The sequence below is a fragment of the Donghicola sp. genome (assembly GCF_025210255.1).
GTDB classification, from domain to species: Bacteria; Pseudomonadota; Alphaproteobacteria; order Rhodobacterales; family Rhodobacteraceae; genus Donghicola; species Donghicola eburneus.
In genome coordinates this window covers 189637-213769 of record NZ_JAOARZ010000014.1, presented here as the reverse complement: position 1 = coordinate 213769, position 24133 = coordinate 189637, and the positions used below count along the sequence as shown (strand labels likewise).

The window sequence follows — 24133 nt, the reverse complement described above, 5'->3', positions numbered from 1 at the left end:
GGACGAATTACTCCCATGGAACTGGATCGCCCCGAGCGCGCAAGAAGTCTGACGGTTCCGCAAGCAGCTCCATATGACGTCAGTAACGACGCCAATAATGACATAGCTTAAGACATCAGGCCCAACTCAGGCAGGCGGTCCTAATGGAGCCGTTACGGCCTAGCCCCAAGCGAATCCACAAGAGAGGGCCAGAGAGCAGGCACAGAAGCCGCCAAACAAGATGGGCAGCGATACCGCAGAAAGAAGCCTAGCTACTAGAGGCGGGCCTATACGGCAGACTTATACATGGTCGGGCACTGACCATCTCCATTTCTTGGAACGCTAGCTATCGCATCGAAGGCGACCCACAAACCGGAGCGGTTGGGTTGGAACAGTGGATCTGTAGGGCGCTATCGCACCCGCACTGCTACGAATCTTAAGAAAATCTTCACCTTTCCAGCTGCAGAAAGTGATGAAAATTTCATTTCGAGGAGGAAAGCGACATAATGCGTGTATATGGGTACGTGATTGCTGCTTCTGGGACAGTGCTATGTTTCTTTTTCAGCGTGATTGGCATCGAAACCGCTGTTGGGCGCGTTGCGAATCTACCAGGGACGCTTGTGGGCGTCGGAGCAATGATATCAGGTTCAGTTTTCGCCGCCATCGGTGAACTCAAGACAGCGCTAGATGAGCGCGAACCCAAACTTGCTCGCCCGACAGGAAGTAATTTCGAGGCCCGCGCCACCAAAGCAGCAATTTCCTCTCCTCAGTCTGTCGCGGTACCTGAAGGGCTTATAAAGAGCTTCAAGGGCTACCGGATCGTTAGAAAGGCAGGAAGTATACATGTCGATGGCAGCGACGAAATTTTCGGCAACGTACTTTTGGCAGAAGAGTGGATACGCCAGCAGAGGAGACAACAAAGCTGAAGCTCCCCACTGACCTAGTCTACCCTACAGTTCAAACGCAGTGGAGCTACAGATGGCCTGAGAGCGGCTGAGACCTGAAGAAAGCCCATCTCAGTCACTTCGAGAAGGCACTGAACAGGAGCAACAATGGAATGGTGATTTGGGCTTATGCCCTGCCCCAGACAAAAACGTCCCTCCACAATATATAAGGCATCTCACGTTTACCTTAGTTCGACCTAAGACCCACCTGAGGCTAGCGTTTCTCGAACCTCATTTTGCATTCAATAACTAATATTTCTCCATCACCCACACCCTTAGTTATTTATCTTCATTGATCGACCCATAATCATCACAAGAATAACCCACCCTTATGAGGAAACGACACAAATCCCCATAGCGTGGCAATAAGATTACTGAGGCAGGCCCCCAAAGAAGATTGGGTCTGCAACACAACTCGTTCTCCTCAATATTCAAAAAGGAGAATGGATTTTGAAGATAGTAGAATGTTTGTCGTGTGGAGAGCCCTTCCATCAGACACGGCCAAATCGAAAGCACTGCAGCGCAAACTGCAGGAAGAAGGCTTCACGCAACACCGCAAGAGGTGACCGCACGGTCGAGAAGAGACGCCGCCGCGAAACGCACTACGACCGAGCCCGTGCATTACAGGAAACAGTTTATAAAACCGTCCCAGAACAGCGCTTAGGCATAATGCGTGAGATACTGCAACACGCAGCCAGCGACGCTCAACTTAGAGCAATCCTCACTGATCGAAAACTCCTTGGAGCGTCTCGCAGATACGCGGGGCAATTAAATATCGCGATGGCTGGGAATGCCTACACGAGAAAATTCCTTGGCATTTCGATAGAGGAGTTCATCAACCAACAGAAACTTGGGACACTTCCGAGCAACCACCCTGTCCAGCAAAAGCGGCTTGTATAAGTCTTATCCTACTAGAACGAACGGAGCAAAAAACTGGAAAAAATTTGTGGAGGCCGATCAATATAGTGGCTTCCTCAATTTACCCCCCTCCGCCCCCGTCCCAATTTAGCAATTTCCCTGGGTCTCCTCACCAATCACTCAAACCCTTTTGTTACACCCACAACAACCGTTGACGTTTGCAACACACACAACTACCCCTTCATCAACCAGTCGGGAGTAGTTCAAATGAAAAGCTATGTTGTGTATCGCCGCGTATCGACCAATGAACAGGGGAAGTCTGGGCTAGGCTTGGATGCACAAGACAGGGACATCCGTCTGTATCTGGAGAGCTACAGCGACCAACCCTTCGACGTTATTGAGGAGTTCACTGAGGTTGCGTCTGGTTCCGAAGATGACAGGCCAGAACTTAAAAGAGCTCTCGATCTAGCTAGAAAACACCGTGCTGAGTTGCTGGTTGCCAAGCTGGACCGCCTCTCCCGCAAGGTATCTTTCATCGCCTCCCTGCTGGAAGACCGAAAGGTTCAACTTCGCGTCGCTGCAATGCCCCAGGCAGACAAGTTTCAACTCCATATCTATGCCGCGCTGGCGGAACAGGAACGGGAGTTCATTTCGATCAGAACGAAAGCAGCGCTCAAAGAAGCCAAGGCTAGAGGAGTGAAGCTCGGAGGTGCCCGTGACAAGACCCTCAAGCGAAACCAAGAGCTGCAAAAAAGAGCGACTGAGCGAGCACAGAACATTGCTGGACTGATATTGCCACTACACGAATCCGGAAAGAGTCTCCGCGAAATTGCCGCTGAACTGAACCGTGCTGGCGTGCAAACTGCCCGTGGCGGCAACTGGCAGGCTTCTCAGGTGAAAAGAACCATAGATCGCCTCCAAAGATAACTGCACCAAGGGGCGGTTAGGCTAAAGAAGTCTGAGACTGGGCCTGGTGCTCCGATAGGGCAATCAGTCGATTTACTGAGGGCCACCTCAGGGAGACCTTTAGGAATTGATCTTAAACTTTCGCCCTATCCGGCGCTTCATCGCCCTATGTGCATGCAAGCAACGACCCACAAACAATACCATGGAGCCACTCAGCCGCGCTCCAATTTTCGTTGCTAAGCGGGATTCCAAACGGCCATATTGGCAAGCAATTCCTCACATTTTTCAAAGGTTATAATGAGCATCCCTACCTACCAAGAGTTCATGCTTCCCGTCCTGAAAACTGCAAAAGATGGCGAAATCTCCATTGGTACAATCGTTAAGAAACTTAGTGATGATTTCGAGCTAAACGACGAACAGAGAGCGGAGCTCTTGCCCAGTGGAAAGCAAACTGTGGTCGCAAACCGAATACACTGGGCGAGGACTTACTTGGTACAAGCAGGTCTCCTGGAGCCGACAAAGCGGGCACATATTAAAGCTTCTGAGCGTGGCCTTAGGTTACTTAGAGAAAACCCTCAGTCCATCGATAAGAAGATGCTGGAGGAATTTCCTGAGTTCCAAGCATTCTTGAACCGTAAAAAGTCAGATGACGACAACAACAGCCCTGACGCTCCCACGACGAACATCACCGTGCAAAGCACAGAGACGCCCGACGAAATCATGAGAGCCGCCCACAAGGACGTCGAAGATGCGCTAAGGAGCGAGTTGCTAGACAAGCTGCGTTCTTCGTCTCCGGCATTTTTTGAAGGTATCGTGGTCAATCTTCTTGTCGCAATGGGATATGGCGGGTCTTTGACTGATGCTGGGAAAGCGATTGGCCGAAGCGGCGATGGCGGAATCGACGGCGTTATTGATCAGGACGCACTGGGCCTAGACAGGGTCTACATTCCAGCAAAGCGGTACGATGAAGGAAACAACGTAGGCGCAGGGGCCATTAGAGATTTTTTTGGGAGCCTAGATCGTTACAAGGCGACGAAAGGTGTCTTCGTCACTACTTCGCGTTTCACCCAAGACGCTGTGCAGACAGTAGAAATGCTCAGCAAGCACATAGTATTAATCGACAACGTAACTCTGACGAAACTGATGGTTCGGTACAACGTGGGCTGCCGCGTTGAAGACACACTAGTCATACGGCGAATTGATGAGGATTTCTTCAGCGATTAAGCGCTAGGAATCTTGCAATCAGGCGAAACTTCTGGGACACATTTGGCACACCAACTGGGGCACATATGCAAGATCCAGAACCAGAAAACGACGTCATTACAATAACTTAAGACACCCTCGGGGAGTACTTTGGTGGCGTGTGGGGGCACCACTTTTCAGACAGTTCAGAATTTAGCGGTTGGCCCTTGCCAGCATTGCGACTGCGATCAATCCCACAAAACTTACCATGACAGCCGCGGGCGCCGCATCGCCAAGGTTTTCAAGGCTCGCTTGGTCGTACACGCGGGTGGCCAACGTGCTGTAGTTGAACGGACGCAGCAAAAGCGTCGCAGGCAGCTCTTTGACGCAATCGACAAAGACCAGCAACAGCGCCGACCCGATCGAGCCGCGCATCAATGGCATGTAAACCTCGGCCAGAACGCGGGCCTTGCCGCGGCCCAGTGAGCGCGCTGCCATGGGCAGGCTCGGGGCGACACGCTCCATTGCGGCGTCCGTGGCCCCTTGGGCAATCGCGTAGAATCGGACGCAGTAGGCGACAACGAGCGCAAAGGCAGAGCCGGTCAGGATCAGGCTTGCACGCTCGTTGGTGATCGCCTCGATCGCGTCAGCGAGCAGGTGATCGACTTGGGCCAAGGGGATCAGGATCCCGACCCCGAGTACCGCGCCCGGCGCCGCGTATCCGATGGTCGTGATCGGGGCGATCATCGCAGGCAGTTTGCGGCCCGACAAGCGAATGCCGTAAACCATAAAGAGGGCCGCAATCACCGTAACCAGCGCCGCAATCCCGCCGACGGTTAGAGTATTCCAGAACGCTTTCAGAAGACCCGGAGCCCAGAAGCCATCGATATTCGACAGCGCATGATCAAGGATAACCCCCGCAGGCAGCACAAATCCGACCAGAAATGGAACGGCACAGGCCGCAGTGGCCAGCCAGCGCGCCGCGCCATGCAAAGGCATACGCTGGATCGGACGATGGCGTTTGGACAAGGCGTAAAAGCGGACCTTCTTTCGGCTAACCTTTTCAAGTGCGACCAGAAAAATCACGAGCGTCAGCACCACACAGGCGATCTGCGCCGCGCCGCCCGCGTTATTACTCTCGAGCCACGTGGTAAAAATGCCAGTCGTCAGCGTCTGGACCGCGAAATAGTCCATCGTTCCGAAATCATTGACGGTTTCCATCATCACGATGGCGGTGCCAGCGGCAATTGCAGGACGCGCCAGTGGCAACCCGATACGAAAGAAACGCGACACACCCCCTGCTCCCAATGACTGCGCAACCTCGTGGCCGCAGCCTGACTGCTCGCGGAATCCAGCGCGGGCCAAGAGATACACATAGGGATACATGGACGCTGCCATGACGACGACCGCGGCCCATTGGCTGCGAATTTCGGGGAACCAGTAGTCGCGCGAGGTTTGCCAGCCAAATAGGTCCCTCAGCGCGGTCTGCACCGGTCCCGCATACTCTAGAAAGTCAACCAAGGCGTAGGCGCCGATATACGCAGGGATCGCCAAGGGCAGCAAAAGCAGCCACTCCAGCACGCGAACGCCCGGGAAACTGTAACGCACCACGAGCCACGCTGCCCCAGTGCCCGTGGCTGCTGCCACAGCGCCCACGGCAAACATCATCTCAAGCGTGGTGACGAAGTAACGCGGCAGTGTCGTCGCCAAAAGGTGGGGCCAGATGTTCTCGGACGGGTTCAACGCGATCCACAAAACAGACAGGATCGGGGCCAGAACAAGGGCCGCGATAACCATTGCCCCGACCGACCAAGGGTCCGGCAGGCGGAAACGGGCTTTCTTGGAATTCGAAACGCTGAGATCGGTCATGTGGCGTTCCTGCCTGATTGAGGTTTAACTGTCCAGAAAAGACCATATGATAGTGGGAACAAAGAAGACCACGCTCAGAGGCTGAATAAAATGCAGATCGCCTTGCACATCGGTGCGCACGGGACGGACAATGATCGCCTGATACAATGTCTGTCTGCGAATGCAGACCGCCTTGAAACCGCTGGCATTTCCATTCCGCAGGTGAATGACTACCGCAAACCCATGCTCGACATGCTCACCGACGTGATGAAGGGCGAAGCGGTCAACCAGCGGGTCCGCGACAAGATGCTCAAGGATATCGGAATGAGCTCCGGCTGCGACCGGATCGTTCTGTCGCAGGAAAATATCCTTGGCCGCGCCCACCGAATTTTCGAACGCGGCAAGCTGTACCCCATCGCGCCCAAACGACTGGCGGATATCAACGGTCTGCTGCCGACCAATGATCTGCAGGTCTATATGGCCATCCGCAATCCGGTCACATTTATCGCTGAGACTTTCCGCCTGTCTGGCAGCTCCAGCTTTGCTGAGTTCGTCGATGGCGTGCGTCTGGCTGATGTGCGCTGGTCTGACATGATTGAAAAGCTGGTGACAGCCGTGCCACAGGCGCAATTCACCGTCTGGTGCTACGAAGATCTGCCGATCTTGTGGGGAGATATTCTACGGGACATCGCAGGGGTCGAGGCCGACACTGCAATGGTCGGTGAATTCGACATCCTGAAAGATATCATGTCCAAAGACGGCTTCTCGCGGATGAAGACGTATATGGACACGCGCCCGCCCCAAACCGAAGCCCAACGCCAGCGGATCATCATGGCCTTCCTCGACAAGTTCGCGATCGAGGATGAATTGGAGCAGGAACTCGACCTGCCCGGCCTGACACAAGACATCGTAGACCGCGTCAGCGCCGACTACGCCGCCGATCTGGAGCGTGTGGCCGCCCTACCCGGTGTCCGACTGCTACAGCCGTAAAAGCAAAGGCGCGCCCTGATGGACGCGCCTGGACCTGTCGCAGCTCGCTTGGGATCAGCTCATCCCGAGCGCTTCTTTGTACATCTCGAGAATCGCTTCTTCCTCGGCGATGTCGTCGCGGTCGCGCTTGCGCAGCGAGATGATCTTGCGCATCACCTTGACGTCGTAGCCGCGCCCTTTGGCTTCGGCCATAACCTCTTTTTGCTGGTCCGCAATGTCTTTCTTTTCAATCTCGAGACGTTCGAAACGTTCGACAAACTGACGCAACTCGTCCGCGGTCACACGATAGTTCGCATCTACGGCGCTTTCGGTCATATCGCTCATGGGGGTCCTCGCGTTTGTGCTGGGGGACGGGATAGACCGTGACCTGCAAGGGTGCAAGGTCTTGCCGCAGGGGCCAGCATGTTTTACCGCTGCCCCGACGCATTTTTTGGAGATGAACCATGAGCTGGATGATCTGGGGCGGCGCTGCCCTGTCGGTACTGGGCCTGACGGGCATTCTTTGGTCGATCGTCACCGTCTGGAAAGCCAAGCGCGCAGACCTGACCGACGAAGAACTGCGCGAGCGGATCAAAAAGGCCATGCCGATCAACATGGGCGCCTTGTTCGTGTCCGTTATCGGACTGATGTCAGTGATTATGGGCATCTCTCTGGGCTAAGGCACGACACATCCGACGCGAAAAAGGGCGCACCGTCATCGGAGCGCCCTTTGTTTTTTCTGTCATGTGACGAGGCAAGTGTTGCGGCCTTCGGGCCCCTTAGACGGGGAAATTGTCCATATCAGCCTCGCGGGCCTCGTCTTCGAGCTCTGCCAGCATGTATTTCAGGTTCGCAGAGATGGTATTGCCGTGGCTCTCCAACTCGCTCACCAAGCTTTGCAGCTCCGGCAGCATCTCATGCCGTTCCTCACCAGCCGCGTTGATGCGGGCCAGCAGTTCAGCTTTCTTTTCATAAATGTCCATGCGCGTTTCCTCCCCTAAAGCGCGTGTCCGAGCCACCGACGATGCGCACCCTGCACACAGGGTTGCGGTCGGGACCCTTTCCAGTCGCGCGGCAGAGATCGTTTCGCCGCACAACATACATTGACCGTATGTCCCCGAATCAAACCGGCTCAGAGCGGCAGGCACCTCCGCCATCGTCTCTGGGGTCTGGTCGGCACATACAAGAAGCTCTCCCCCTTGGCGGACGGATCCATCATCCGGTCCAATCCGCTGGGTCCAAGTTTCCGATCCAGTTTCACATGCGTCAAGCCTTGAGGTCAGCTCTTGCAAACGTTCCTGCAACTTGGCGCGATTCAGCTCATGAATGCTCATTTTTCGCACCTTTCTGAAGAGGATTCTTCCACTCTTAATTGTATCGAAGCGCACCCTTTTAAACCTTGACCCAAATCAAGGCGAAAATACTTGCATCTCATATTCATGATATTATATATGTAGCGAAACAGAACACCCGGAGACATAGCCATGACCCCCGAAGTGACAGCCTTCTTTGACGAAGCCACCTTTACCATCTCATATGTGGTTCGCGACCCTCAGGGCAGCGCCTGCGCTGTCGTGGATAGTGTGCTCGACTTCGATTACGCATCGGGCCGGACCGACACCCGCTCGGCCGATGCCATTGTGAAATTCGTTCAGGACAACAACCTGACTGTCGAGTGGCTTCTGGAAAGCCACGTGCACGCGGACCACCTGTCCGCCGCGCCCTACATTCAGGAACGCGTGGGCGGCAAGATCGGCATCGGTGACAACATTACCGTGGTGCAGGACACCTTCGGCAAGGTCTTTAACGAAGGGACCGAGTTCCAGCGGGACGGCAGCCAGTTCGACAAACTCTTCAAAGAGGGCGACAGCTTCCACATCGGCCAGATGCGTGGCGACGTCATGCACACCCCCGGCCACACCCCCGCCTGCCTGACCTATGTGATCGGCGACGCGGCGTTTGTGGGCGACACCCTGTTCATGCCCGACTTCGGCACGGCACGCTGTGACTTCCCCGGCGGCTCGTCGGAAACCCTGTATGCGTCGATCCAAAAGATCCTCGCCCTGCCCGATGAAACCCGCATCTTTGTGGGCCACGATTACAAGGCACCGGGCCGCGACGAATATGCATGGGAAACCACCGTGGGCGAACAGAAGCGCCTGAACATCCACGTGGGCGAAGGCAAAGCCAAAGAGGATTTCGTCCGCATGCGCGATGAACGTGACGCGACCCTCGCGATGCCCCGCCTGATCATCCCTTCTCTTCAGGTGAACATGCGCGCGGGCAACATGCCCGAGCCTGACGAAAAGGGCGACGTGTTCCTCAAGGTACCCGTCAATAAAATCTAACGAGTAACGCGGGGCGGTCCCCCTCCGGACGCGCCCCGCGCACACAGGACATATAGGAAACGACATGGAACAAGACTGGATCATGGGCTTGATCGGCGGACTGCTGATCGGCCTTGCCGGTGCCGTCTACCTGCTTGCGAACGGCAGGATCATGGGCGCCAGCGGCATCATTGGTGGACTTGTGGATGGCAGCGGATGGAGCACCGCCAAAGAGCGCATTGCGTTCCTTGGGGGATTGATCCTGTTTCCCGCCGTTCTCTTGCCGATCTACACAGAGGTCGACACCCACCTGACCAACAACCTTTGGGTCATCGCCGCCGCCGGTATCCTGGTGGGCGTGGGCACCCGCTTTGCCAACGGCTGCACCTCGGGCCACGGCGTGTGCGGAATCTCTCGCCTGTCCCTACGCGGCATCGTCGCGACAGTGATGTACATCCTTGCGGGTGGTCTGACCGTCGTGTTTTTCCGCCACATGCTGGGAGTGATCTGATGCGCACTATCTTTGCACTGATTTCGGGCGCGCTGTTCGGCGCTGGCCTGCTGGTTTCGGGAATGGTTGACACCGCCAAGGTCCAAGGCTGGTTGGACGTTTTCGGCGACTGGGACCCGACTCTGGCCTTTGTTATGGGCGGCGCGATTGTCCCCATGGCGATCGCATGGCAACTGACCCGTGGCCGCAAGCCCCTTGCGGGCGGAGAGTTCCCTCCAAAGCCCGAGGCGCGCCTTGGCCGCAATCTGGTTCTGGGCTCGGTTCTGTTCGGTATGGGCTGGGGTTTGGCCGGTTTGTGCCCCGGTCCCTCGATGGCTTCGCTGACATTTAACGGGCTTGGCGGCGTGGTGTTCGTAGGCGCGATGGCGCTCGGTATGTTTGCTGCGCCAAGCCTACGCGCGAGACTGGACCGCGCCGTTCCGGCAGAGTAAGACAAGCGGATGGATATCCGCGTAATTACACCCCACTATTCGGTCTCTCCGCAGATCAGCCCCGAAGACGTCCCCGCGATTGCGGAGGCCGGCTACAAGGTTCTGATCTGCAACAGGCCCGATGCCGAAAACCCGCCCCAACTCTGGGCCGAGGAAGTCGGCAAGGCGGCAGAAGCAGCCGGACTGGAATTCCATGTCCATCCGGTCACGCACAGCACCATGACCCCAGAGGTCATTGCCCGCCATCACGACACGCTCGCGGCCGCTTCCGGCCCCGTGCTGGCCTATTGCGCCTCTGGCACCCGTTGCTCGGTGCTCTGGAGCTTTGCGATGGCCAAGGAAATGCCCGCAGACGAGATTTTGGCTGCGACCGAAAAGGCGGGGTACGCCTTGGGACAGTTGCGCCCCCAGCTAGAGATGCTGGCACGCTCCTGACGGCACGCGATCATCGAAGGTGATCAGATGGGGGAGATGGGAACATCTTCCCCATTTTCGTTGTCCCACTCCGTCTCGCTCGGCAGGACAGTCGGCAGAGCGGGCTCTTCGGGCGGCGCAGTCGGGTCGGAGGCGTCTCCGTCAGTTTCCAGCCGGATCGCACGAAGACCGCCCAAACGCCCCACGCGGGCGCGGCCCAAGGCCTCTGAGCCGTTGATCTGGACCTCGGCTGCTTCTAGCGCCTCAATCCCCAGGGTCAGGACCGTTCCAATCTGCCATTCCGACATCTCGGCCAGGGACACCTGAAGCGGCCCCAGCATCACGTCCACACGCACGGTCGAACCTGTGACATTCTCGGCCATGCCGCCGCGCCAGCGGGCGTCCGCTTCGGGGTCGGGCTCCGGCTCTTTGGGAATGGGCTTGGTTGTCAACAGCCAAAGCCGCCCTGCCCGCTCCGGCGATATCATCACCTCGACACTGTAAGCATCCAGCGCGCCCTCGGGCATGACCCGCGCGAAGTGCTGAGCCGACAACAGAGCGCCGAATTGCATGGGGGCCTCTGCCCCCTCGCGCCGCGCCGCGACTTCCCCAAGCAACGCACGCACGACGGGTTCGATCACAGCTGCATCCGTCGCCGTTGCGGCCCGATGCGAGACCGGATGGGTCGAGAGCGCGCCAAAGGTCAAAAGCTCGATCAAACCAGCAGCCAAATCGGGCGGAATGATCAGCGCACCAAGTCCCCCGTCAGGGGCGTCCAGCAGCAGAACCATACCGCCCTCTGCCATCTCTTGAACTGCATCGCGCGCGGTCATTTCCCCCTGCTCTGATCCAGAAACCTGCACAGGATAATTCAGCGCTGCCCCGATGCCGACCTCGCAGGCCCGCGCAAAGGCGTCCAAAGTTTCTGCTGGTTTCGGACCGGACCGCAGTTTTCGTTCCAGAGCTGACTCGGGCATAAGCATCCGCGCAATTCAAAGGGGTTTACGCCGACCCTAGCCCCATCACGGTTACCGAAGGGTTACGATCAGCGCCCCGATCGCACCACAGTGAGTGGCAAGATGACGCGAAAGGCACCCCCGCCCTGTCCCGGCAAATAAGACACAGTGCCCCCAAGCCGGTGCATGATCTCTCGGCAGATGGCCAGCCCCAGACCCGCACCCCCCGCTGCCTGATCACTGCCCACCCGCGAGAACTTTTCGAAAATCACATCCTGCGAGGCCATGGGAATGCCACTGCCATTGTCGATAAAGTCGATCGCCAGCGTGTCTCCCAAATCGCGGATCGACACCTCGAGCCGTGGCCGTGCTGCATCGCAATACTTCAGCGCATTGGAAATCAGATTGATAAAGACCTGCGAAAGCCGGTCCAGATCAGTGTAGATCATCAGGTCTTCGCGCACCTTGGATCGCACAACGCGCAGGCGGCTATTCTCAATCCCCGCCGCAGCCACGGCCTGATTGAGAACATCCCCGATTTTGCCCACCCGCTCGTTCAGACTGACCTGCCCGTTCTCCAGCACGCTCAAGTCCAGCAGATCATCCAGCAATCGTGTCAGGCGGATCGCCTCGTCATGGATGATCCCTGCGTATTTCGCGAGCGCGGCATCGTCCAAACCCCCATCGCGCAAGATTTCAGAAAACGCACGGATCGAGGTCATGGGCGTCCGCAATTCGTGACTGATTTGCGAGAGGAAGGCATCCTTTTGCACCGACATTTGCGTCAGCTTCTCATTCGCTGCGCGGAGTTGGCGGGCGGTGCGGGTCAATTCGGCTGACTTTGCCTCAAGCTGGTTGGAGTACTCCATGATCTGCGCAGTTTCATCCGCCACCGCCATCAGGTCCTCGACCGTGACCGACGCCCGCCCTAGGATTTGCCCCACCATCGCATGCGCCGTTGCGGCGCCCACGCTACCGGCCATCTCTCGCTCTAGTCGCTGCAAGAATTCGGGCGTGGTTTCGGGCAGATAGCCTGTGATGCCTTGGCTCACAGCTTCGGACCGGAACAGCGACTGCGCCTCGGACGGGCCAAGGATGCGCTGCGCCATGACAAGCAGGTCTTCGGCCTCGGCCAATCCGCGTGACCAACTGCCCGGCCGCGCCGAGTGGTCAAACACATTTACGAACTGCGCGCCCTGAAGTCGCTCGAGCGGTGTGGGGAAGCTGATCAGGGAAAAGATAAAGAAGGTGAAGGTGTTCAGAGACATGCTCCAGACCACCGAATGCACCACTGGATCACTCGAGGCGATGCCGAACAAGGCCTCTGGACGCAGCCAGCCCCAACCAAATGGACCCTCGCGCAGGAACGTCTCGGACATAAAGACTTCTGGACCAAAGCTCGGCATGAACAGGGTATAAGCCCATAGGACGAAACCCACGACCATCCCCATCAGCGCGCCCACCCGCGTTGCGCCGCGCCAGAAAATTCCGCCAAGCAGCGCAGGCAAGGTCTGCGCGACACCCGCAAAACTGATCAAACCAATGGACGCCAGCGCCTCTCCGCCGCCTGTGGTGTGGTGGTACAAATAGCCAAGGGTCAGAACACCCATAATCGACAGGCGCCGCGAGAGCAGCACCACATGCCGCACATCGCCCGCAACCATCGCCGTGGAGCCTTGGGCCGACAGCCAGATCGGCATGACAATGTGGTTCGACACCATCGTCGAAAGGGCGATTGCCGCCACGATCACCATCGAGGTCGCCGACGAAAAACCACCTAAGAAGCTGAGCATCGCCAGCGTGTTTCGCCCTTCGGCCAAGGGCAAGGTGAGAACGAAAAGGTCAGGGTTCGCGCCGTCGGGCATGTATTCTAGGCCCAGCACCGCAATCGGCACCACGAACAGGCTCATGAGCAGCAGATACGCTGGAAAGGCCCAACTCGCCGTCGCAAGATGGCGTTCGTCTTCGTTCTCGACCACCATAACTTGGAACATCCGCGGGAGCGTCAGCAGCGCGGCCGAAGACAGGAACATCAGCCCCATCCAACGCCCCGCCGACACATCCCATCGCGCGATTTCGGACTGGGATATCCGCTCCATCGTGGGGCCGATACCGCCGCCAATACCCCAGATCACAAAAAGCCCAACCGCGACCAGCGCGACCAGCTTGACCACCGCTTCGACCGCGATCGCCATAACAACACCATCGTGGCGTTCGTTCGCATCCAGATTTCGGGTGCCGAACAACACGGTAAACAGCGCAAGCCCCACGGCGAGCCACAGCGCCGTGGCCGATGGCCCGACACTCGGCGTTACCTCTTCGCCCGCAAAGGCATCCAGCGCCAATGTGACAGACTGGAGTTGCAGCGCGATGTACGGGGTCGTTCCAACCACAGCGATCACCGTCACCACCACGGCCAAGCTGTTGGACTTACCAAAGCGCGACGAAATGAGGTCCGCGATAGAAGTGACACGCTGACTGCGCCCAATTCGCACAAGTTTACGAAGGATCAGCCACCAACCGATCATCACAATGGACGGACCTAGGTAGATGGTCAGGAACTCCACCCCAGAGCGCGCGGCGTAGCCGACGGCCCCGTAGAACGTCCAAGCCGTGCAATAGATCGACAGAGACAGAGTGTAGATCAGTGGACTCTGCAGCCACTTGGACCGCCCCCGCGCCGCAGCACGATCGGCAAAGAACGCAACCATGAACAGAAAGGTCACATAGGCCAACGACACCGTGACCAGCACGTTCAGCATTCCCATTAGGGACGCTCCTGCCACTTATCTCGCGGGATTTTGTGCAGTTTCCGCGACAGAAACGCCGTCACCGCTGTCAGCAGCCCCCATGCCGCGAACAGGTAGACAAGGACACTGGCGGTTTTCACAGCTTCGCTTGCGGACCACATCAGGGGCAAAAGAAACAGGAATGCGGCCAACACCGGGGCCAACCGCGCCGCGTCCATCAGCCGGCGCATCCTGTACCGTTCACGCTCCAGAAAAATCGGGTTTTCGGGTTTGCGGGCCATTACTGAGGCGCTTCGACACCGTTGGCCAAACTCCGAACGCTTTCCAGTACTTCCGCATTGGAAAACGGTTTGGTCATAAAGCGAGACACCCCAAGAGCTTTGGCGGTCTCGCGGTCTTTGGTCTGGCCGCGTGCGGTCAGCATCAACACCGGCAACTCCGCGGTCCCGTCATGGGCCCGCAGGTCGCGCAAGATGTCAAAGCCACTGCGGCCCGGCAACATGACGTCCAGAATAACCAAGTCGGGCTGACGGGCGATCACCTTGTCAACGGCGTCGATTCCGTTGGCATGGGTGTCCACATCCCATCCGTCCCGAGACAAGATAAAACTGATTGCTTCGATGATGTTAGGCTCATCCTCGATCAGCAAAACTCGCTTCCCCATGCCTAACCCCCTCCCCTGGATATGGCACTGATATCCAGAGAGTATCGCGCATAGCGCAATTGAATGTCAAAACCCCTCTGCCAAAATAGATGGCTCTCTTCTGGCGCCGCAGGTTGCGCTGGGGCAAATGCGGCAACTGACACCAACCAGTTCGTAATCCTTTTCTACTCCAGCTTCCTCGGGGATGACCAGCATACTTGCTTCAAACCGCATGCTTTTCCCAAAGCTGACGTCCCCAACCGCTTGTGCAATTGAATAACTGCGGAAATGTCCGGCACCTCGGCCCGCTTGGGTCAGGTCCATCATCAGCGGCATCATAGGTTGGCTCAGCGCACGGAACAGCGGCCACAAGGGACAGGCCGCGCCGAACCTTGGCAGGGGGAAGCCCTCGATCTGCTTGCGGAAGATCAGCGTGCCGGACGCATCACAGACCACCAGACCGATCGGGCCGTACTCCAGTTCTTTGGGCAGCGCAGCCAATCTGCGGAACAACAGCGGCAAATCCACCCCTGTGTTTGCGGCCAATGCCGAAGGATCGAGCCCATAGGTCCCCAGCACAGACCGCAACCGCGTCAGGGGCAAGCGCTGCGCGTCTTGTACGTATTGCGTCAGGTGCGAGACCGCCAAAGCTTGCGCCGAAGTCGAGCGCAACAGATCGACGCCGTGGATCAACTGATTGATGGTCTCTTCGGTCGGACTCTCTTCGAGATCGGGGAAATGGAAGTCGTGCGTCGCAAGAAACGCCTCCAACTCCTCTTGGGGAGAGGTCGAACTGGCGTCGATGTCATCTACCCCGTCCAGATAACTCACCAAAGAGCGCGAGGCTTCGGACAGACGTTGGCTGTCCTCATTGATGTTGCGCTGAAACCGGCCGCGCCATTCGGGCTCTAGTTCCGGTGTCTCTACCAGAATAGAAGAGGTCGACCGGATCGAAGCCACCGCTGTCAGGATGTCATGGAGCGCCGCAGACAAAAACGGATCGTGGGTCAAACGGTCGGTCAGAACCTCGACCGTGCGTTCCAGCGCGGCGATGCGCCGTTGCTTTTCAACGACCAATTCTGCCCAACCGGGAAAACGACCTGCGAACTCGTCCACCCGTTCAATTTCAGTCCGTTTGCCGCCATCTGCCGCCGCTTCGCGCAGACGGGCGACCAAGTGCGCCTCTGCTCCCTCGCTCAAGGCAGCGGGTTCGATCTGTAAAGCGGACGCGATATCCATCAGCAGTTTGCCGCCGATTCTGCGCCGATTATGCTCGATCAGATTGAGGTAACTGGCGGAAATTCCCACATGGCGGGCAAGATCGGCTTGGCGCATCTCCATCATGCTGCGACGCTCGCGGATCCGGCTGCCTGTCAACGCACTTCGCGACATGAAAATTCCCCTTACTTTTCAGCACCCTTCTGCAGGCGCGAGAAAAATACTTTACAGTGTATGCAGTCGCATTGTGTATAGCTTTACAAAATAATCATTACAAGCAACAGGGTTGTTGCGTAATTTTACAACCCTCCCTGATACTGAGTTTGCACGATAGTGCCGCTCGACTGGGGAAGAGGAGCCCCACCGAGCACCTACAAAAATTGGGAGGAAATCCATGTCGAAGATGGATGTGACACGCCGCGGCGTGCTCAAGACCGGTGCGGTTGCCGGCGGCGGCCTGATGCTGCCCACCTACCTGCGCGCTGCTGGTCACGAAGGTTTCACTAACGCACCCACAGGGTCCACCGTAACTCTGGGCTTCAACGTGCCCCAGACCGGTCCCTACGCGGACGAAGGTGCAGACGAACTGCGCGCTTACGAGCTGGCGGTCGAGCACCTGAACGGCGGCGGCGACGGCGGCATGCTGCCGACCTTCAGCTCCAAGGCGCTCGAAGGGAACGGCATTCTGGGCAAGAAAGTCGAGTACGTCACCGGCGACACTCAGACCAAATCGGACGCAGCCCGCGCATCGGCCAAGTCGATGATCGAAAAAGACGGCGCTGTCATGATCACCGGCGGCTCGTCTTCGGGCGTGGCGATCGCGGTTCAGGGCCTGTGCCAAGAAGCTGGCGTCATCTTCATGTCGGGTCTGACCCACTCGAACGACACCACCGGCAAAGACAAGAAAGCGAACGGCTTCCGTCACTTCTTCAACGGCTACATGTCGGGCGCAGCTCTGGCACCCGTGCTGGCAGACGTCTACGGCAACGACCGTAAAGCCTACCACCTGACCGCAGACTACACTTGGGGCTGGACCCAGCAGGAATCGATCGCAGCCGCGACCGAGGCTCTGGGCTGGGAGACCGTGAACAACGTTCTGACCCCGCTGGCAGCGACTGACTTCTCGTCGTACATCGCACCGGTTCTGAACTCGGGTGCGGACGTACTGGTTCTGAACCACTACGGCGGCAACATGGTGAACTCGCTGACCAACGCGGTTCAGTTCGGCCTGCGTGAAAAGACCATCAACAACAAGAACTTCGAGATCGTTGTTCCTCTGTTCTCGCGCCTGATGGCACGTGGTGCAGGCGAAAACATCAAGGGTATTCTTGGTTCGACCAACTGGCACTGGTCGCTGCAGGACGAAGGCTCCAAGGCATTCGTCAAGTCGTTCGGCACCAAGTACGGCTTCCCGCCGTCGCAGGCTGCACACACCTGCTACGTCCAGACCATCCTGTACGCAGACGCTGTGGCTCGTGCTGGCTCGTTCAACCCCTGCGCCGTTGCCGAAGCTCTCGAAGGCTTCGAATTCGACGGTCTGGGCAACGGTCCCACCCTGTACCGCGCCGAAGACCACCAGTGCTTCAAAGATGTTCTGGTTGTGCGCGGTAAAGAGAACCCGACCTCGGAATTCGACCTTCTCGAGGTTGTTCAGGTCACGCCGCGCGCTCAGGTCGAGTACGCACCCGATCACCCGATGTTCGCGGGTGGTGCGCTGGGTACCTGTAACCCGGGCGCATAATCCCCCGCCACAATCGGTCCGGCCAGCCTCTGCGCTGGCCGGTTGATCAGCCGGTCCGACATCGCTCGGACCGGCCTAGCATCCTATTGAGAAGACGGTCGGAACCATGGACGCGATCCTACTGCAAATCCTAAACGGGCTCGACAAGGGCTCGGCCTATGCGCTGATTGCGCTAGGGCTTACGCTGATTTTCGGCACACTCGGCGTTGTGAACTTTGCCCACGGGGCGCTGTTCATGATCGGTGCCTTCTGCGCTGTGACACTCCAGCGTATCCTGAACCTAAGCTACGAAGTGGTTGACGCCACCCAGACAGACTTCCTTGGCAATCCGCTCAAGGTCAAAGTCCCCTATGTCGAGGCATGGTTCGGACCCGAGATGGGCGGTTCGATCATCGACTGGTCCGTTCCTTTGGCAATTCTGTTCGCCATTCCGGTGATGATCTTTGTCGGTTTCGCGATGGAACGCGGCCTGATCAAGCACTTCTACAAGCGTCCCCACGCGGACCAGATCCTTGTGACCTTTGGCCTCGCCATCGTTCTGCAAGAGGTCGTCAAGTATTTCTACGGCGCGAACCCGATCCCCACAGGCGCCCCCGAGGCGTTCCGTGGCAGCTTTGATTTCGGCGTTCTGCTCGGCTTTGATCCCAACGCGATCATCTATCCTTACTGGCGTCTGATCTACTTTGGCTTTGCGGCTGTGATCATCGGCGGCGTGTTCAGCTTCTTGCAGTTCACCACGTTTGGCATGGTTGTCCGCGCAGGTATGGCAGACCGCGAAACCGTTGGCCTCTTGGGCATCAATATCGACAAGCGCTTTACCTTCATGTTCGGCCTTGCTGCGGCAGTCGCCGGTCTGGCTGGCGTGATGTACGCGCCGATCAACAGCCCGAACTACCACATGGGCATGGACTTCCTCGTGCTGTCCTTCGTGGTTGTGGTTGTCGGCGGCATGGGCTCCTTGCCCGGCGCTGTGGCAGCTGGCTTCCTGCTTGGTATTCTCGAGAGCTTTGCCTCGATGAACGAGATCAAGTCCATCATTCCCGGTATCGACCAGATCATTATCTACGTCGTCGCCATCATCATTCTGCTGACCCGTCCACGGGGCCTCATGGGCCGCAAGGGCGTGATGGAGGACTAATCCATGTTTGGTCTGAACAAAAAAGACACCTCTCTTTTGCTGGTCGTCGCGGCGCTGACACTCTTCGCGCCGTTCATCCTGAACCCTTTCCCCACCGATAGCGGTCTGGCGCAGTTCAACGCGGGCTATCCCGACCTGATGCAGCGCTTTGTGATCTTTGGCATCTTTGCGGTGGGCTTCAACATTCTGTTCGGTCTGACCGGCTACCTGTCCTTTGGCCACGCGGCGTTTCTGGGTGTGGGCTCGTACTCGGCAGTCTGGATGTTCAAGCTGCTGAGCATGAACGTCATCCCCGCGATCATCCTGTCGGTCATCGTGGCGGGCCTGTTCGCACTGCTCATCGGCTTTGTGTCGCTGCGCCGGTCGGGCATCTACTTCTCGATCCTAACGCTGGCCTTCGCGCAGATGTCGTTCAACCTCGCCTACTCGGTTCTGACGCCCATCACCAACGGTGAAACCGGCCTGCAGCTGACCCTCGACGATCCCCGTATTCTGGGTGTCTCGGCGACCGCTGACGGCTCGATCCCCGTGACCAGTCTGTTCGGTCTGGAAATGCGCTCGACCTACGAGATGGCCGTGGGCGCATGGAACTTCCAGTTCAGCGCGGGTTACTACCTGTGTGCGATCATCATGCTGGTGTCGTTCTACATCGCGGTCCGCATCTTCCGCTCGCCCTTTGGCCTGATGCTGCGCGCTGTGAAGTGTAACCAGAACCGTATGCGCTATACCGGCCTGAACACCCGTCCCTACACTTTGGCGGCCTTCGTGATCTCTGGCATGTATGCCGGTCTGGCGGGCGGCCTGATGGCATCCATGGACCCGCTGGCAGGCGCCGAGCGTATGCAGTGGACCGCATCGGGCGAAGTCGTTCTGATGACCATCCTTGGCGGTGCAGGCACCCTGATCGGCCCCGTTCTTGGCGCAGGCTTCATCAAGTACTTCGAAAACATCTTCTCGAAAATCAACGACAACGTTCTGCACCAGTGGTTCGGCTTCTTGCCCGACGGGATCGAAGACTTCGTTGTCTTTGTCATCCATCCCTTCATCGGCAAAGGCTGGCACCTGACCCTCGGCATCCTGTTCATGCTGGTCGTGATCTACCTGCCCGGCGGTCTTGTCGAAGGGGGACAGCGGATCTCGCGCCTCTTCAAGAAAGACAAGTCCGACAAAGACGGCGCTGCCGCCAAAACCACCCCCGCGGAATAAGGAGAGCAACCGATGGGTATTCTCGAAGTCAAAGGGGTTGGGAAACGCTTCGGCGGTCTGCAAGCCCTCGGTGATGTGAACCTCAGCGTTCAGGAAAACACCGTCCACGCCATTATCGGTCCCAACGGGGCCGGTAAATCCACCCTGCTCAACTGCCTCGTGGGCAAGCTGATCCCCGACACCGGAAGCGTCATGTTCGACGGTCAATCGGTTCTGGGCCGCTCCCCCCACGAGATCAACCAGATGGGTATCAGCCGCGTCTTCCAAACACCTGAAATCTTCGCGGATTTGACGGTTCTAGAAAACGTGATGATCCCCTGCTTTGCCCGCCGTGACGGTTCGTTCCGCATGCATGCTTTTGGCTCTGTCGTGAACGAGTCCGACATGCTGCAAAAGGCAGAGACCATGCTGGACGACGTGAACATGCTGTCCAAAGCGCACCTGCACGCAGGCAGCCTGTCCCGCGGAGACAAACGCCGTCTGGAAATGGCCATGTGTCTGGTTCAGGAGCCGCGTCTGCTGCTGCTGGACGAACCCACAGCTGGCATGGCCCGCGCCGACACCAACAACACCATCGATCTGCTCAAAGAGATAAAGACCAAGCGCGACATCACCATGTGCATCATCGAACACGACATGCACGTAGTCTTCTCTTTGGCCGACCGGATCACCGTTCTGGCCCAAGGCACCCCGCTGGTCGAAGACACCCCGCAGAACATCAAAGGCCACCCAAAGGTCCGCGAAGCCTATCTTGGCGAAGCGCAGGTCTAATCAGGAGATTTCCCCATGAACGTAAGACCCGATTTCTCCAAGAACTCGAACCACGCAGAAACGGCACCCGCCTTCCTGTCGGTCTGGGACATGCACGCCTACTATGGCGAAAGCTACATCGTGCAGGGCGTGAACTTTAACGTCCACGAAGGCGAGATCCTCGCGCTTCTGGGCCGCAACGGCGCTGGCAAAACCTCGACCCTGCGCGCCATCGCCCGCACCGGCAGCCCTCAGGTCACCCACGGCGAGATCTGGCTGGACCACCAGCCGCTGCATAACATGACCAGCTACGAGGCAGCCGCGGCTGGCCTCGGCCTCGTCCCCGAAGACCGCCGCATAATCCCCGGCCTAACGGTCGAGGAAAACCTGCAACTGGCCCAAATCGCTCCGCCCATCGGCTGGTCCATCGACCGCCTCTATGACCTGTTCCCCCGCCTCGGCGAGCGCCGCAAGCAAGAGGGTGTGACCCTCTCGGGCGGCGAACAGCAGATGCTGGCCATCGCCCGCGCCTTGGCCCGCGACATCAAGGTCCTCCTCCTCGACGAGCCCTACGAAGGCCTCGCGCCCGTGATCGTGGACGAGATCGAGAAAACCCTGATGCACATCAAGGAACAGGGCATCACCACCGTCATCGTGGAACAAAACGCCGTCCGCGTTCTTCAAATTGCTGACCGTGCGATCATCCTCGACACCGGTGGGATCGTCTACGATGGCTCTGCCGCCGAAGTACTCGCGAACGAAGAGCTGCGCGCCGAATACCTCGCGATCTGACAGCTTCGACCTTCGGACACACAAAAGGGCCCAACTGGGCCCTTTTTCATTCCGCGCTGCGCACGAATGCCTTCGGCGAGGGTATTTATCTCCAAGATGAAGGCCATACAGATCTTCATCATGGCCCAAATACCCCAGGGGTGAATTGGCGCGGAGCGGCAAGAGGGGGCAGCGCCCCCATCAGGCTTAGAATTCAACGCCCTTCTGGCCTTTGATCCCAGAGCGGAAGGGGTGCTTCACCAAGGTCATTTCGGTCACCATATCTGCGGCCTCGATCAGCGGCTCTTTGGCGTTCCGGCCCGTCAGGCAAACATGGGTCATGGGCGGCTTTTCTTCCTTCAGGAAGCGCACCACCTCTTCGACATCCAGATAGTCATAACGCAGCGCGATGTTGATCTCGTCCAGCAGCACGAACTTGATCTCGGGATCAAGGATTAGCTCTTTCGCCTTTTCCCAACCCTTGTTCGCCATTTCGATATCGCGCGATTTGTCCTGGGTTTCCCAAGTGAACCCTTCGCCCATGGCGTGAAACTGGCACAGATCGCTGAAGTTCGCCTCAATCAGGGTCCGTTCACCGGTCTCCCACGCGCCCTTGATGAATTGGACCACCGCGCAGGGCATCCCGTGCGCAATACAGCGTAGGATCATCCCGAAACCGGATGACGATTTACCCTTGCCCGGCCCTGTATGGACAATGATCAGGCCCTTCTCGCCCTCTTTCGTGGCCATGATTTTGTCCCGCGCCGCTTTCTTCTTGGCCATCTTGGCCGCGTGACGGGCTTCATCGGTTTGGGGCTTATCGCTCATAGGACGATCCTTACGCTTGACAAGGTGGGGTGCCTTCCCTCAGGTGGGCGGCGCTGGTTCCTGTCTATGACAGGCGAAGAGGGAATGCGCTACCGCTTTGCGACCAAAATCGCAGCCGAAACGCAGCCGCCCCCGCGACCGTGACCGGAGAGGCCCCGTTGCCACTGGCATCCATTTGCCGGGAAGGATCGGGCCAGCCGAGGATCCCCTCGGGCTCCGCAAGCCGGGAGACCTGCCAGCACGATGAAATGTACGGGCGACCGGGGTGTGTCGCGGCCGGCTTTGACAGGCGCGTTTCCCCGTGCCCGATGGCCAGTGATCCCCCGTTTTCCCAGCCAGTTTAGGGAGGCACCCATGGCCGAGGTCACCTTGACCGTCTGCACCACCTGCCGCCGCATCGCGGGCGGAGAGCCTGTCGCGGACGAGCCGCGCCCCGGTGCGCGCCTGTATGAAACCCTGACTCAGTCAGACCTGCCCGAAAACGTCCGCCTGAAATCCGCCGAGTGCCTGTCCGCCTGCTCGCGCGGCTGCTCGATCGCCCTGACCGGTGGCCCCGCCCGTTGGACCTATGTCTACGGCGACATGGACCCCGACACACAGGTAGAGGAGATCCTGACCGGCGTGCGGGCCTATGCCCAAACCACAGACGGGATCGTCCCCTGGCGCGAGCGCCCTCAGGCCTTTCGCAAACAATCAATCGCCCGCATACCCCCGCAGGAGTAACCATGTCCAACCTGTCCAAAATCCCCGTGACCGTGATCACCGGCTTTCTCGGTTCCGGCAAGACCACGCTGATCCGTCACCTGATGCAGAACCCTCAGGGCAAGCGTCTGGCCGTTCTGGTCAACGAATTCGGCACCGCTGGTGTGGATGGTGACATCCTGAAATCCTGCGCGGATGAAAACTGCCCCGAAAACAACATCATGGAGCTGGCGAACGGCTGCATTTGCTGCACCGTCGCCGATGACTTCATCCCGACCATCGAACAGCTGATGGCTCTGCCCGAAACGCCCGAGCACATCATCATCGAGACCTCGGGTCTGGCCCTGCCCAAGCCCTTACTCAAGGCGTTCGACTGGCCCGCGATCAAGTCGCGCATCACCGTGGATGGCGTGATTGCCGTGGCCGATGCCGAGGCCGTGGCGAGTGGCCAGTTCGCCCCCGATCTGGACGCCGTTCAGGCCCAACGCGAGGCGGACGAGAGCCTTGACCACGAAACACCCCTGTCCGAGGTGTTCGAAGACCAGATCAGCTGCGCCGACATCGTTCTGCTGTCCAAGGCCGATCTGGCCGGTGAGGCTGGCATCGCCAAGGCCAAAGAGGTGGTCGAGGCCGAAGCCCCCCGCAAACTGCCGATCATCGCAATCACCGATGGCGCGGTCGATCCCCGCGTGATCCTCGGTCTCGAGGCGGCTGCCGAGAATGATCTGGAGAACCGGCCTTCGCACCACGACGGCCACGATGACCATGAACATGACGATTTCGACAGCGTCGTGGTCGATCTTGGCGAAGTCGAGGACGTTCAGGCGTTGCAAGATGCCATTGTGAAAATGGCAAAGGACCAGAATATCTTGCGTGTCAAAGGCTACGTCGCGGTCAAGGGCAAACCCATGCGCTATCTGGTGCAGGCGGTGGGCACGCGCATTCGTGCGCAGTACGACCAGCCTTGGGGCGACCGTCCCCGCGCGTCCTTGCTGGTGGTAATTGCTGAACACGACCACATCGACGAGACCGCAATCAAAGCGGCTTTGGGCGTCTGATCC

At 58.3% G+C, this 24133-nt stretch carries 25 protein-coding genes and 1 riboswitch; of the genes, 16 read left to right on the top strand and 9 right to left on the bottom strand.

The features are described 5' to 3' along the window. Positions 1-485 precede the first annotated feature (485 nt). The 3 genes from N4A58_RS04760 (at position 486) to N4A58_RS04750 (ending at position 3911) form a co-directional block, all read left to right on the top strand. The gene (locus N4A58_RS04760; protein ID WP_293708182.1) at positions 486-905 is read left to right on the top strand and encodes a hypothetical protein; all 420 of its coding nucleotides are present in this window, start codon (positions 486-488) and stop codon (positions 903-905) included. 1143 nt (positions 906-2048) lie between these two features. Beyond that, complete coding sequence (locus tag N4A58_RS04755; RefSeq protein ID WP_293708181.1) at positions 2049-2708, top strand: recombinase family protein; 660 nt, start codon at positions 2049-2051, stop codon at positions 2706-2708. 276 nt (positions 2709-2984) lie between these two features. After that, positions 2985-3911, top strand: coding sequence for a restriction endonuclease (locus N4A58_RS04750; RefSeq protein ID WP_293708180.1), 927 nt, complete (start codon positions 2985-2987; stop codon positions 3909-3911). 171 nt (positions 3912-4082) lie between these two features. On the opposite strand, the gene N4A58_RS04745 is transcribed toward N4A58_RS04750, so the two are convergent. Further along, positions 4083-5738 carry an iron ABC transporter permease gene (locus tag N4A58_RS04745; RefSeq protein ID WP_293708179.1) on the bottom strand — a complete coding sequence of 552 codons (1656 nt, stop codon included), beginning with the start codon at positions 5736-5738 and terminating at the stop codon, positions 4083-4085. A gap of 90 nt (positions 5739-5828) precedes the next feature. Between N4A58_RS04745 and N4A58_RS04740 the strand changes: the two genes are divergently transcribed. After that, positions 5829-6707 (top strand): hypothetical protein, encoded by an 879-nt coding sequence (locus N4A58_RS04740; RefSeq protein ID WP_293708178.1) that lies wholly within the window; start codon positions 5829-5831, stop codon positions 6705-6707. 54 nt (positions 6708-6761) lie between these two features. Here N4A58_RS04740 and N4A58_RS04735 read toward each other — a convergent pair whose 3' ends face one another. Then, positions 6762-7031, bottom strand: coding sequence for a DUF2312 domain-containing protein (locus N4A58_RS04735; RefSeq protein WP_072706284.1), 270 nt, complete (start codon positions 7029-7031; stop codon positions 6762-6764). Between the two features lie 119 nt (positions 7032-7150). Between N4A58_RS04735 and N4A58_RS04730 the strand changes: the two genes are divergently transcribed. Continuing rightward, positions 7151-7366: a hypothetical protein gene (locus N4A58_RS04730; protein ID WP_293708177.1), complete on the top strand. Its 216-nt coding sequence runs from the start codon at positions 7151-7153 to the stop codon at positions 7364-7366. 99 nt (positions 7367-7465) lie between these two features. Here the strand turns inward: N4A58_RS04730 and N4A58_RS04725 are convergent, their stop codons facing one another. Beyond that, the gene (locus N4A58_RS04725) at positions 7466-8020 is read right to left on the bottom strand and encodes a TraR/DksA C4-type zinc finger protein (RefSeq protein ID WP_293708176.1); all 555 of its coding nucleotides are present in this window, start codon (positions 8018-8020) and stop codon (positions 7466-7468) included. A gap of 150 nt (positions 8021-8170) precedes the next feature. Between N4A58_RS04725 and N4A58_RS04720 the strand changes: the two genes are divergently transcribed. The 4 genes from N4A58_RS04720 to N4A58_RS04705 all read left to right on the top strand — a co-directional run bounded on the left by N4A58_RS04720 (position 8171) and on the right by N4A58_RS04705 (position 10390). Continuing rightward, on the top strand, positions 8171-9034 hold the full coding sequence (locus tag N4A58_RS04720) for an MBL fold metallo-hydrolase (RefSeq protein ID WP_072706281.1): 864 nt from the start codon (positions 8171-8173) through the stop codon (positions 9032-9034). A 64-nt stretch (positions 9035-9098) separates the two neighbouring features. Next, positions 9099-9524 carry a YeeE/YedE family protein gene (locus N4A58_RS04715; protein ID WP_072706280.1) on the top strand — a complete coding sequence of 142 codons (426 nt, stop codon included), beginning with the start codon at positions 9099-9101 and terminating at the stop codon, positions 9522-9524. After that, positions 9524-9955, top strand: a complete 432-nt coding sequence (locus tag N4A58_RS04710) for a DUF6691 family protein (protein WP_293708175.1) — start codon at positions 9524-9526, stop codon at positions 9953-9955. The genes N4A58_RS04715 and N4A58_RS04710 overlap by 1 nt, the downstream gene beginning before the upstream one ends. A 9-nt stretch (positions 9956-9964) precedes the next feature. Beyond that, complete coding sequence (locus N4A58_RS04705) at positions 9965-10390, top strand: TIGR01244 family sulfur transferase (RefSeq protein ID WP_072706278.1); 426 nt, start codon at positions 9965-9967, stop codon at positions 10388-10390. Between the two features lie 23 nt (positions 10391-10413). Here the strand turns inward: N4A58_RS04705 and N4A58_RS04700 are convergent, their stop codons facing one another. The 5 genes from N4A58_RS04700 to N4A58_RS04680 form a co-directional block, all read right to left on the bottom strand. Next, on the bottom strand, positions 10414-11346 hold the full coding sequence (locus N4A58_RS04700) for a FliM/FliN family flagellar motor switch protein (RefSeq protein ID WP_293708174.1): 933 nt from the start codon (positions 11344-11346) through the stop codon (positions 10414-10416). A 68-nt stretch (positions 11347-11414) separates the two neighbouring features. After that, entirely contained in the window at positions 11415-14093 is a 2679-nt protein-coding gene (locus tag N4A58_RS04695) for an ATP-binding protein (protein WP_293708173.1), read from the bottom strand. Continuing rightward, positions 14093-14356 carry a hypothetical protein gene (locus N4A58_RS04690; protein ID WP_072706275.1) on the bottom strand — a complete coding sequence of 88 codons (264 nt, stop codon included), beginning with the start codon at positions 14354-14356 and terminating at the stop codon, positions 14093-14095. The genes N4A58_RS04695 and N4A58_RS04690 overlap by 1 nt, the downstream gene beginning before the upstream one ends. Beyond that, complete coding sequence (locus tag N4A58_RS04685; RefSeq protein WP_293708172.1) at positions 14356-14739, bottom strand: response regulator; 384 nt, start codon at positions 14737-14739, stop codon at positions 14356-14358. Before N4A58_RS04685 ends, N4A58_RS04690 begins: the two co-directional genes overlap by 1 nt. A gap of 66 nt (positions 14740-14805) precedes the next feature. Further along, entirely contained in the window at positions 14806-16110 is a 1305-nt protein-coding gene (locus tag N4A58_RS04680; RefSeq protein ID WP_293708171.1) for a helix-turn-helix transcriptional regulator, read from the bottom strand. A 220-nt stretch (positions 16111-16330) separates the two neighbouring features. On the opposite strand from N4A58_RS04680, the gene N4A58_RS04675 reads away from it, so the two are divergent. The 5 genes from N4A58_RS04675 to N4A58_RS04655 all read left to right on the top strand — a co-directional run bounded on the left by N4A58_RS04675 (position 16331) and on the right by N4A58_RS04655 (position 21563). Then, a complete protein-coding gene (locus N4A58_RS04675) occupies positions 16331-17677 on the top strand; it encodes a substrate-binding protein (protein WP_293708170.1) in 1347 nt (448 codons plus the stop codon). 106 nt (positions 17678-17783) lie between these two features. Beyond that, positions 17784-18815 (top strand): branched-chain amino acid ABC transporter permease, encoded by a 1032-nt coding sequence (locus N4A58_RS04670; protein WP_072706271.1) that lies wholly within the window; start codon positions 17784-17786, stop codon positions 18813-18815. Positions 18816-18818: 3 nt separating this feature from the next. After that, positions 18819-20021 carry a branched-chain amino acid ABC transporter permease gene (locus tag N4A58_RS04665; RefSeq protein WP_293708169.1) on the top strand — a complete coding sequence of 401 codons (1203 nt, stop codon included), beginning with the start codon at positions 18819-18821 and terminating at the stop codon, positions 20019-20021. Between the two features lie 12 nt (positions 20022-20033). Next, positions 20034-20792: an ABC transporter ATP-binding protein gene (locus N4A58_RS04660; RefSeq protein ID WP_072706269.1), complete on the top strand. Its 759-nt coding sequence runs from the start codon at positions 20034-20036 to the stop codon at positions 20790-20792. A 15-nt stretch (positions 20793-20807) separates the two neighbouring features. Continuing rightward, a complete protein-coding gene (locus N4A58_RS04655; protein WP_293708168.1) occupies positions 20808-21563 on the top strand; it encodes an ABC transporter ATP-binding protein in 756 nt (251 codons plus the stop codon). 186 nt (positions 21564-21749) lie between these two features. On the opposite strand, the gene cobO is transcribed toward N4A58_RS04655, so the two are convergent. Next, positions 21750-22370, bottom strand: a complete 621-nt coding sequence (gene cobO / locus N4A58_RS04650; protein ID WP_293708167.1) for a cob(I)yrinic acid a,c-diamide adenosyltransferase — start codon at positions 22368-22370, stop codon at positions 21750-21752. Between the two features lie 37 nt (positions 22371-22407). Then, positions 22408-22625: riboswitch (cobalamin riboswitch) on the top strand. Positions 22626-22724: 99 nt separating this feature from the next. Here cobO and N4A58_RS04645 point away from each other — a divergent pair. Together N4A58_RS04645 and cobW are read left to right on the top strand one after the other, a co-directional pair. Then, positions 22725-23093, top strand: a complete 369-nt coding sequence (locus tag N4A58_RS04645) for a DUF1636 domain-containing protein (RefSeq protein WP_293708166.1) — start codon at positions 22725-22727, stop codon at positions 23091-23093. A gap of 2 nt (positions 23094-23095) precedes the next feature. Next, entirely contained in the window at positions 23096-24130 is a 1035-nt protein-coding gene (gene cobW / locus N4A58_RS04640; protein WP_293708165.1) for a cobalamin biosynthesis protein CobW, read from the top strand. The last annotated feature ends 3 nt before the right edge of the window (positions 24131-24133 follow it).

Excerpts from the sequence above, each read along its gene's own strand:
- N4A58_RS04760 (WP_293708182.1), top strand. The coding sequence starts at position 486 with ATGCGTGTATATGGGTACGTGATTGCTGCTTCTGGGACAGTGCTATGT.
- N4A58_RS04755 (WP_293708181.1), top strand. The coding sequence starts at position 2,049 with ATGAAAAGCTATGTTGTGTATCGCCGCGTATCGACCAATGAACAGGGG.
- N4A58_RS04750 (WP_293708180.1), top strand. The coding sequence starts at position 2,985 with ATGAGCATCCCTACCTACCAAGAGTTCATGCTTCCCGTCCTGAAAACT.
- N4A58_RS04745 (WP_293708179.1), bottom strand. The coding sequence starts at position 5,738 with ATGACCGATCTCAGCGTTTCGAATTCCAAGAAAGCCCGTTTCCGCCTG.
- N4A58_RS04740 (WP_293708178.1), top strand. The coding sequence starts at position 5,829 with ATGCAGATCGCCTTGCACATCGGTGCGCACGGGACGGACAATGATCGC.
- N4A58_RS04735 (WP_072706284.1), bottom strand. The coding sequence starts at position 7,031 with ATGAGCGATATGACCGAAAGCGCCGTAGATGCGAACTATCGTGTGACC.
- N4A58_RS04730 (WP_293708177.1), top strand. The coding sequence starts at position 7,151 with ATGAGCTGGATGATCTGGGGCGGCGCTGCCCTGTCGGTACTGGGCCTG.
- N4A58_RS04725 (WP_293708176.1), bottom strand. The coding sequence starts at position 8,020 with ATGAGCATTCATGAGCTGAATCGCGCCAAGTTGCAGGAACGTTTGCAA.
- N4A58_RS04720 (WP_072706281.1), top strand. The coding sequence starts at position 8,171 with ATGACCCCCGAAGTGACAGCCTTCTTTGACGAAGCCACCTTTACCATC.
- N4A58_RS04715 (WP_072706280.1), top strand. The coding sequence starts at position 9,099 with ATGGAACAAGACTGGATCATGGGCTTGATCGGCGGACTGCTGATCGGC.
- N4A58_RS04710 (WP_293708175.1), top strand. The coding sequence starts at position 9,524 with ATGCGCACTATCTTTGCACTGATTTCGGGCGCGCTGTTCGGCGCTGGC.
- N4A58_RS04705 (WP_072706278.1), top strand. The coding sequence starts at position 9,965 with ATGGATATCCGCGTAATTACACCCCACTATTCGGTCTCTCCGCAGATC.
- N4A58_RS04700 (WP_293708174.1), bottom strand. The coding sequence starts at position 11,346 with ATGCCCGAGTCAGCTCTGGAACGAAAACTGCGGTCCGGTCCGAAACCA.
- N4A58_RS04695 (WP_293708173.1), bottom strand. The coding sequence starts at position 14,093 with ATGGGAATGCTGAACGTGCTGGTCACGGTGTCGTTGGCCTATGTGACC.
- N4A58_RS04690 (WP_072706275.1), bottom strand. The coding sequence starts at position 14,356 with ATGGCCCGCAAACCCGAAAACCCGATTTTTCTGGAGCGTGAACGGTAC.
- N4A58_RS04685 (WP_293708172.1), bottom strand. The coding sequence starts at position 14,739 with ATGGGGAAGCGAGTTTTGCTGATCGAGGATGAGCCTAACATCATCGAA.
- N4A58_RS04680 (WP_293708171.1), bottom strand. The coding sequence starts at position 16,110 with ATGTCGCGAAGTGCGTTGACAGGCAGCCGGATCCGCGAGCGTCGCAGC.
- N4A58_RS04675 (WP_293708170.1), top strand. The coding sequence starts at position 16,331 with ATGTCGAAGATGGATGTGACACGCCGCGGCGTGCTCAAGACCGGTGCG.
- N4A58_RS04670 (WP_072706271.1), top strand. The coding sequence starts at position 17,784 with ATGGACGCGATCCTACTGCAAATCCTAAACGGGCTCGACAAGGGCTCG.
- N4A58_RS04665 (WP_293708169.1), top strand. The coding sequence starts at position 18,819 with ATGTTTGGTCTGAACAAAAAAGACACCTCTCTTTTGCTGGTCGTCGCG.
- N4A58_RS04660 (WP_072706269.1), top strand. The coding sequence starts at position 20,034 with ATGGGTATTCTCGAAGTCAAAGGGGTTGGGAAACGCTTCGGCGGTCTG.
- N4A58_RS04655 (WP_293708168.1), top strand. The coding sequence starts at position 20,808 with ATGAACGTAAGACCCGATTTCTCCAAGAACTCGAACCACGCAGAAACG.
- cobO (WP_293708167.1), bottom strand. The coding sequence starts at position 22,370 with ATGAGCGATAAGCCCCAAACCGATGAAGCCCGTCACGCGGCCAAGATG.
- N4A58_RS04645 (WP_293708166.1), top strand. The coding sequence starts at position 22,725 with ATGGCCGAGGTCACCTTGACCGTCTGCACCACCTGCCGCCGCATCGCG.
- cobW (WP_293708165.1), top strand. The coding sequence starts at position 23,096 with ATGTCCAACCTGTCCAAAATCCCCGTGACCGTGATCACCGGCTTTCTC.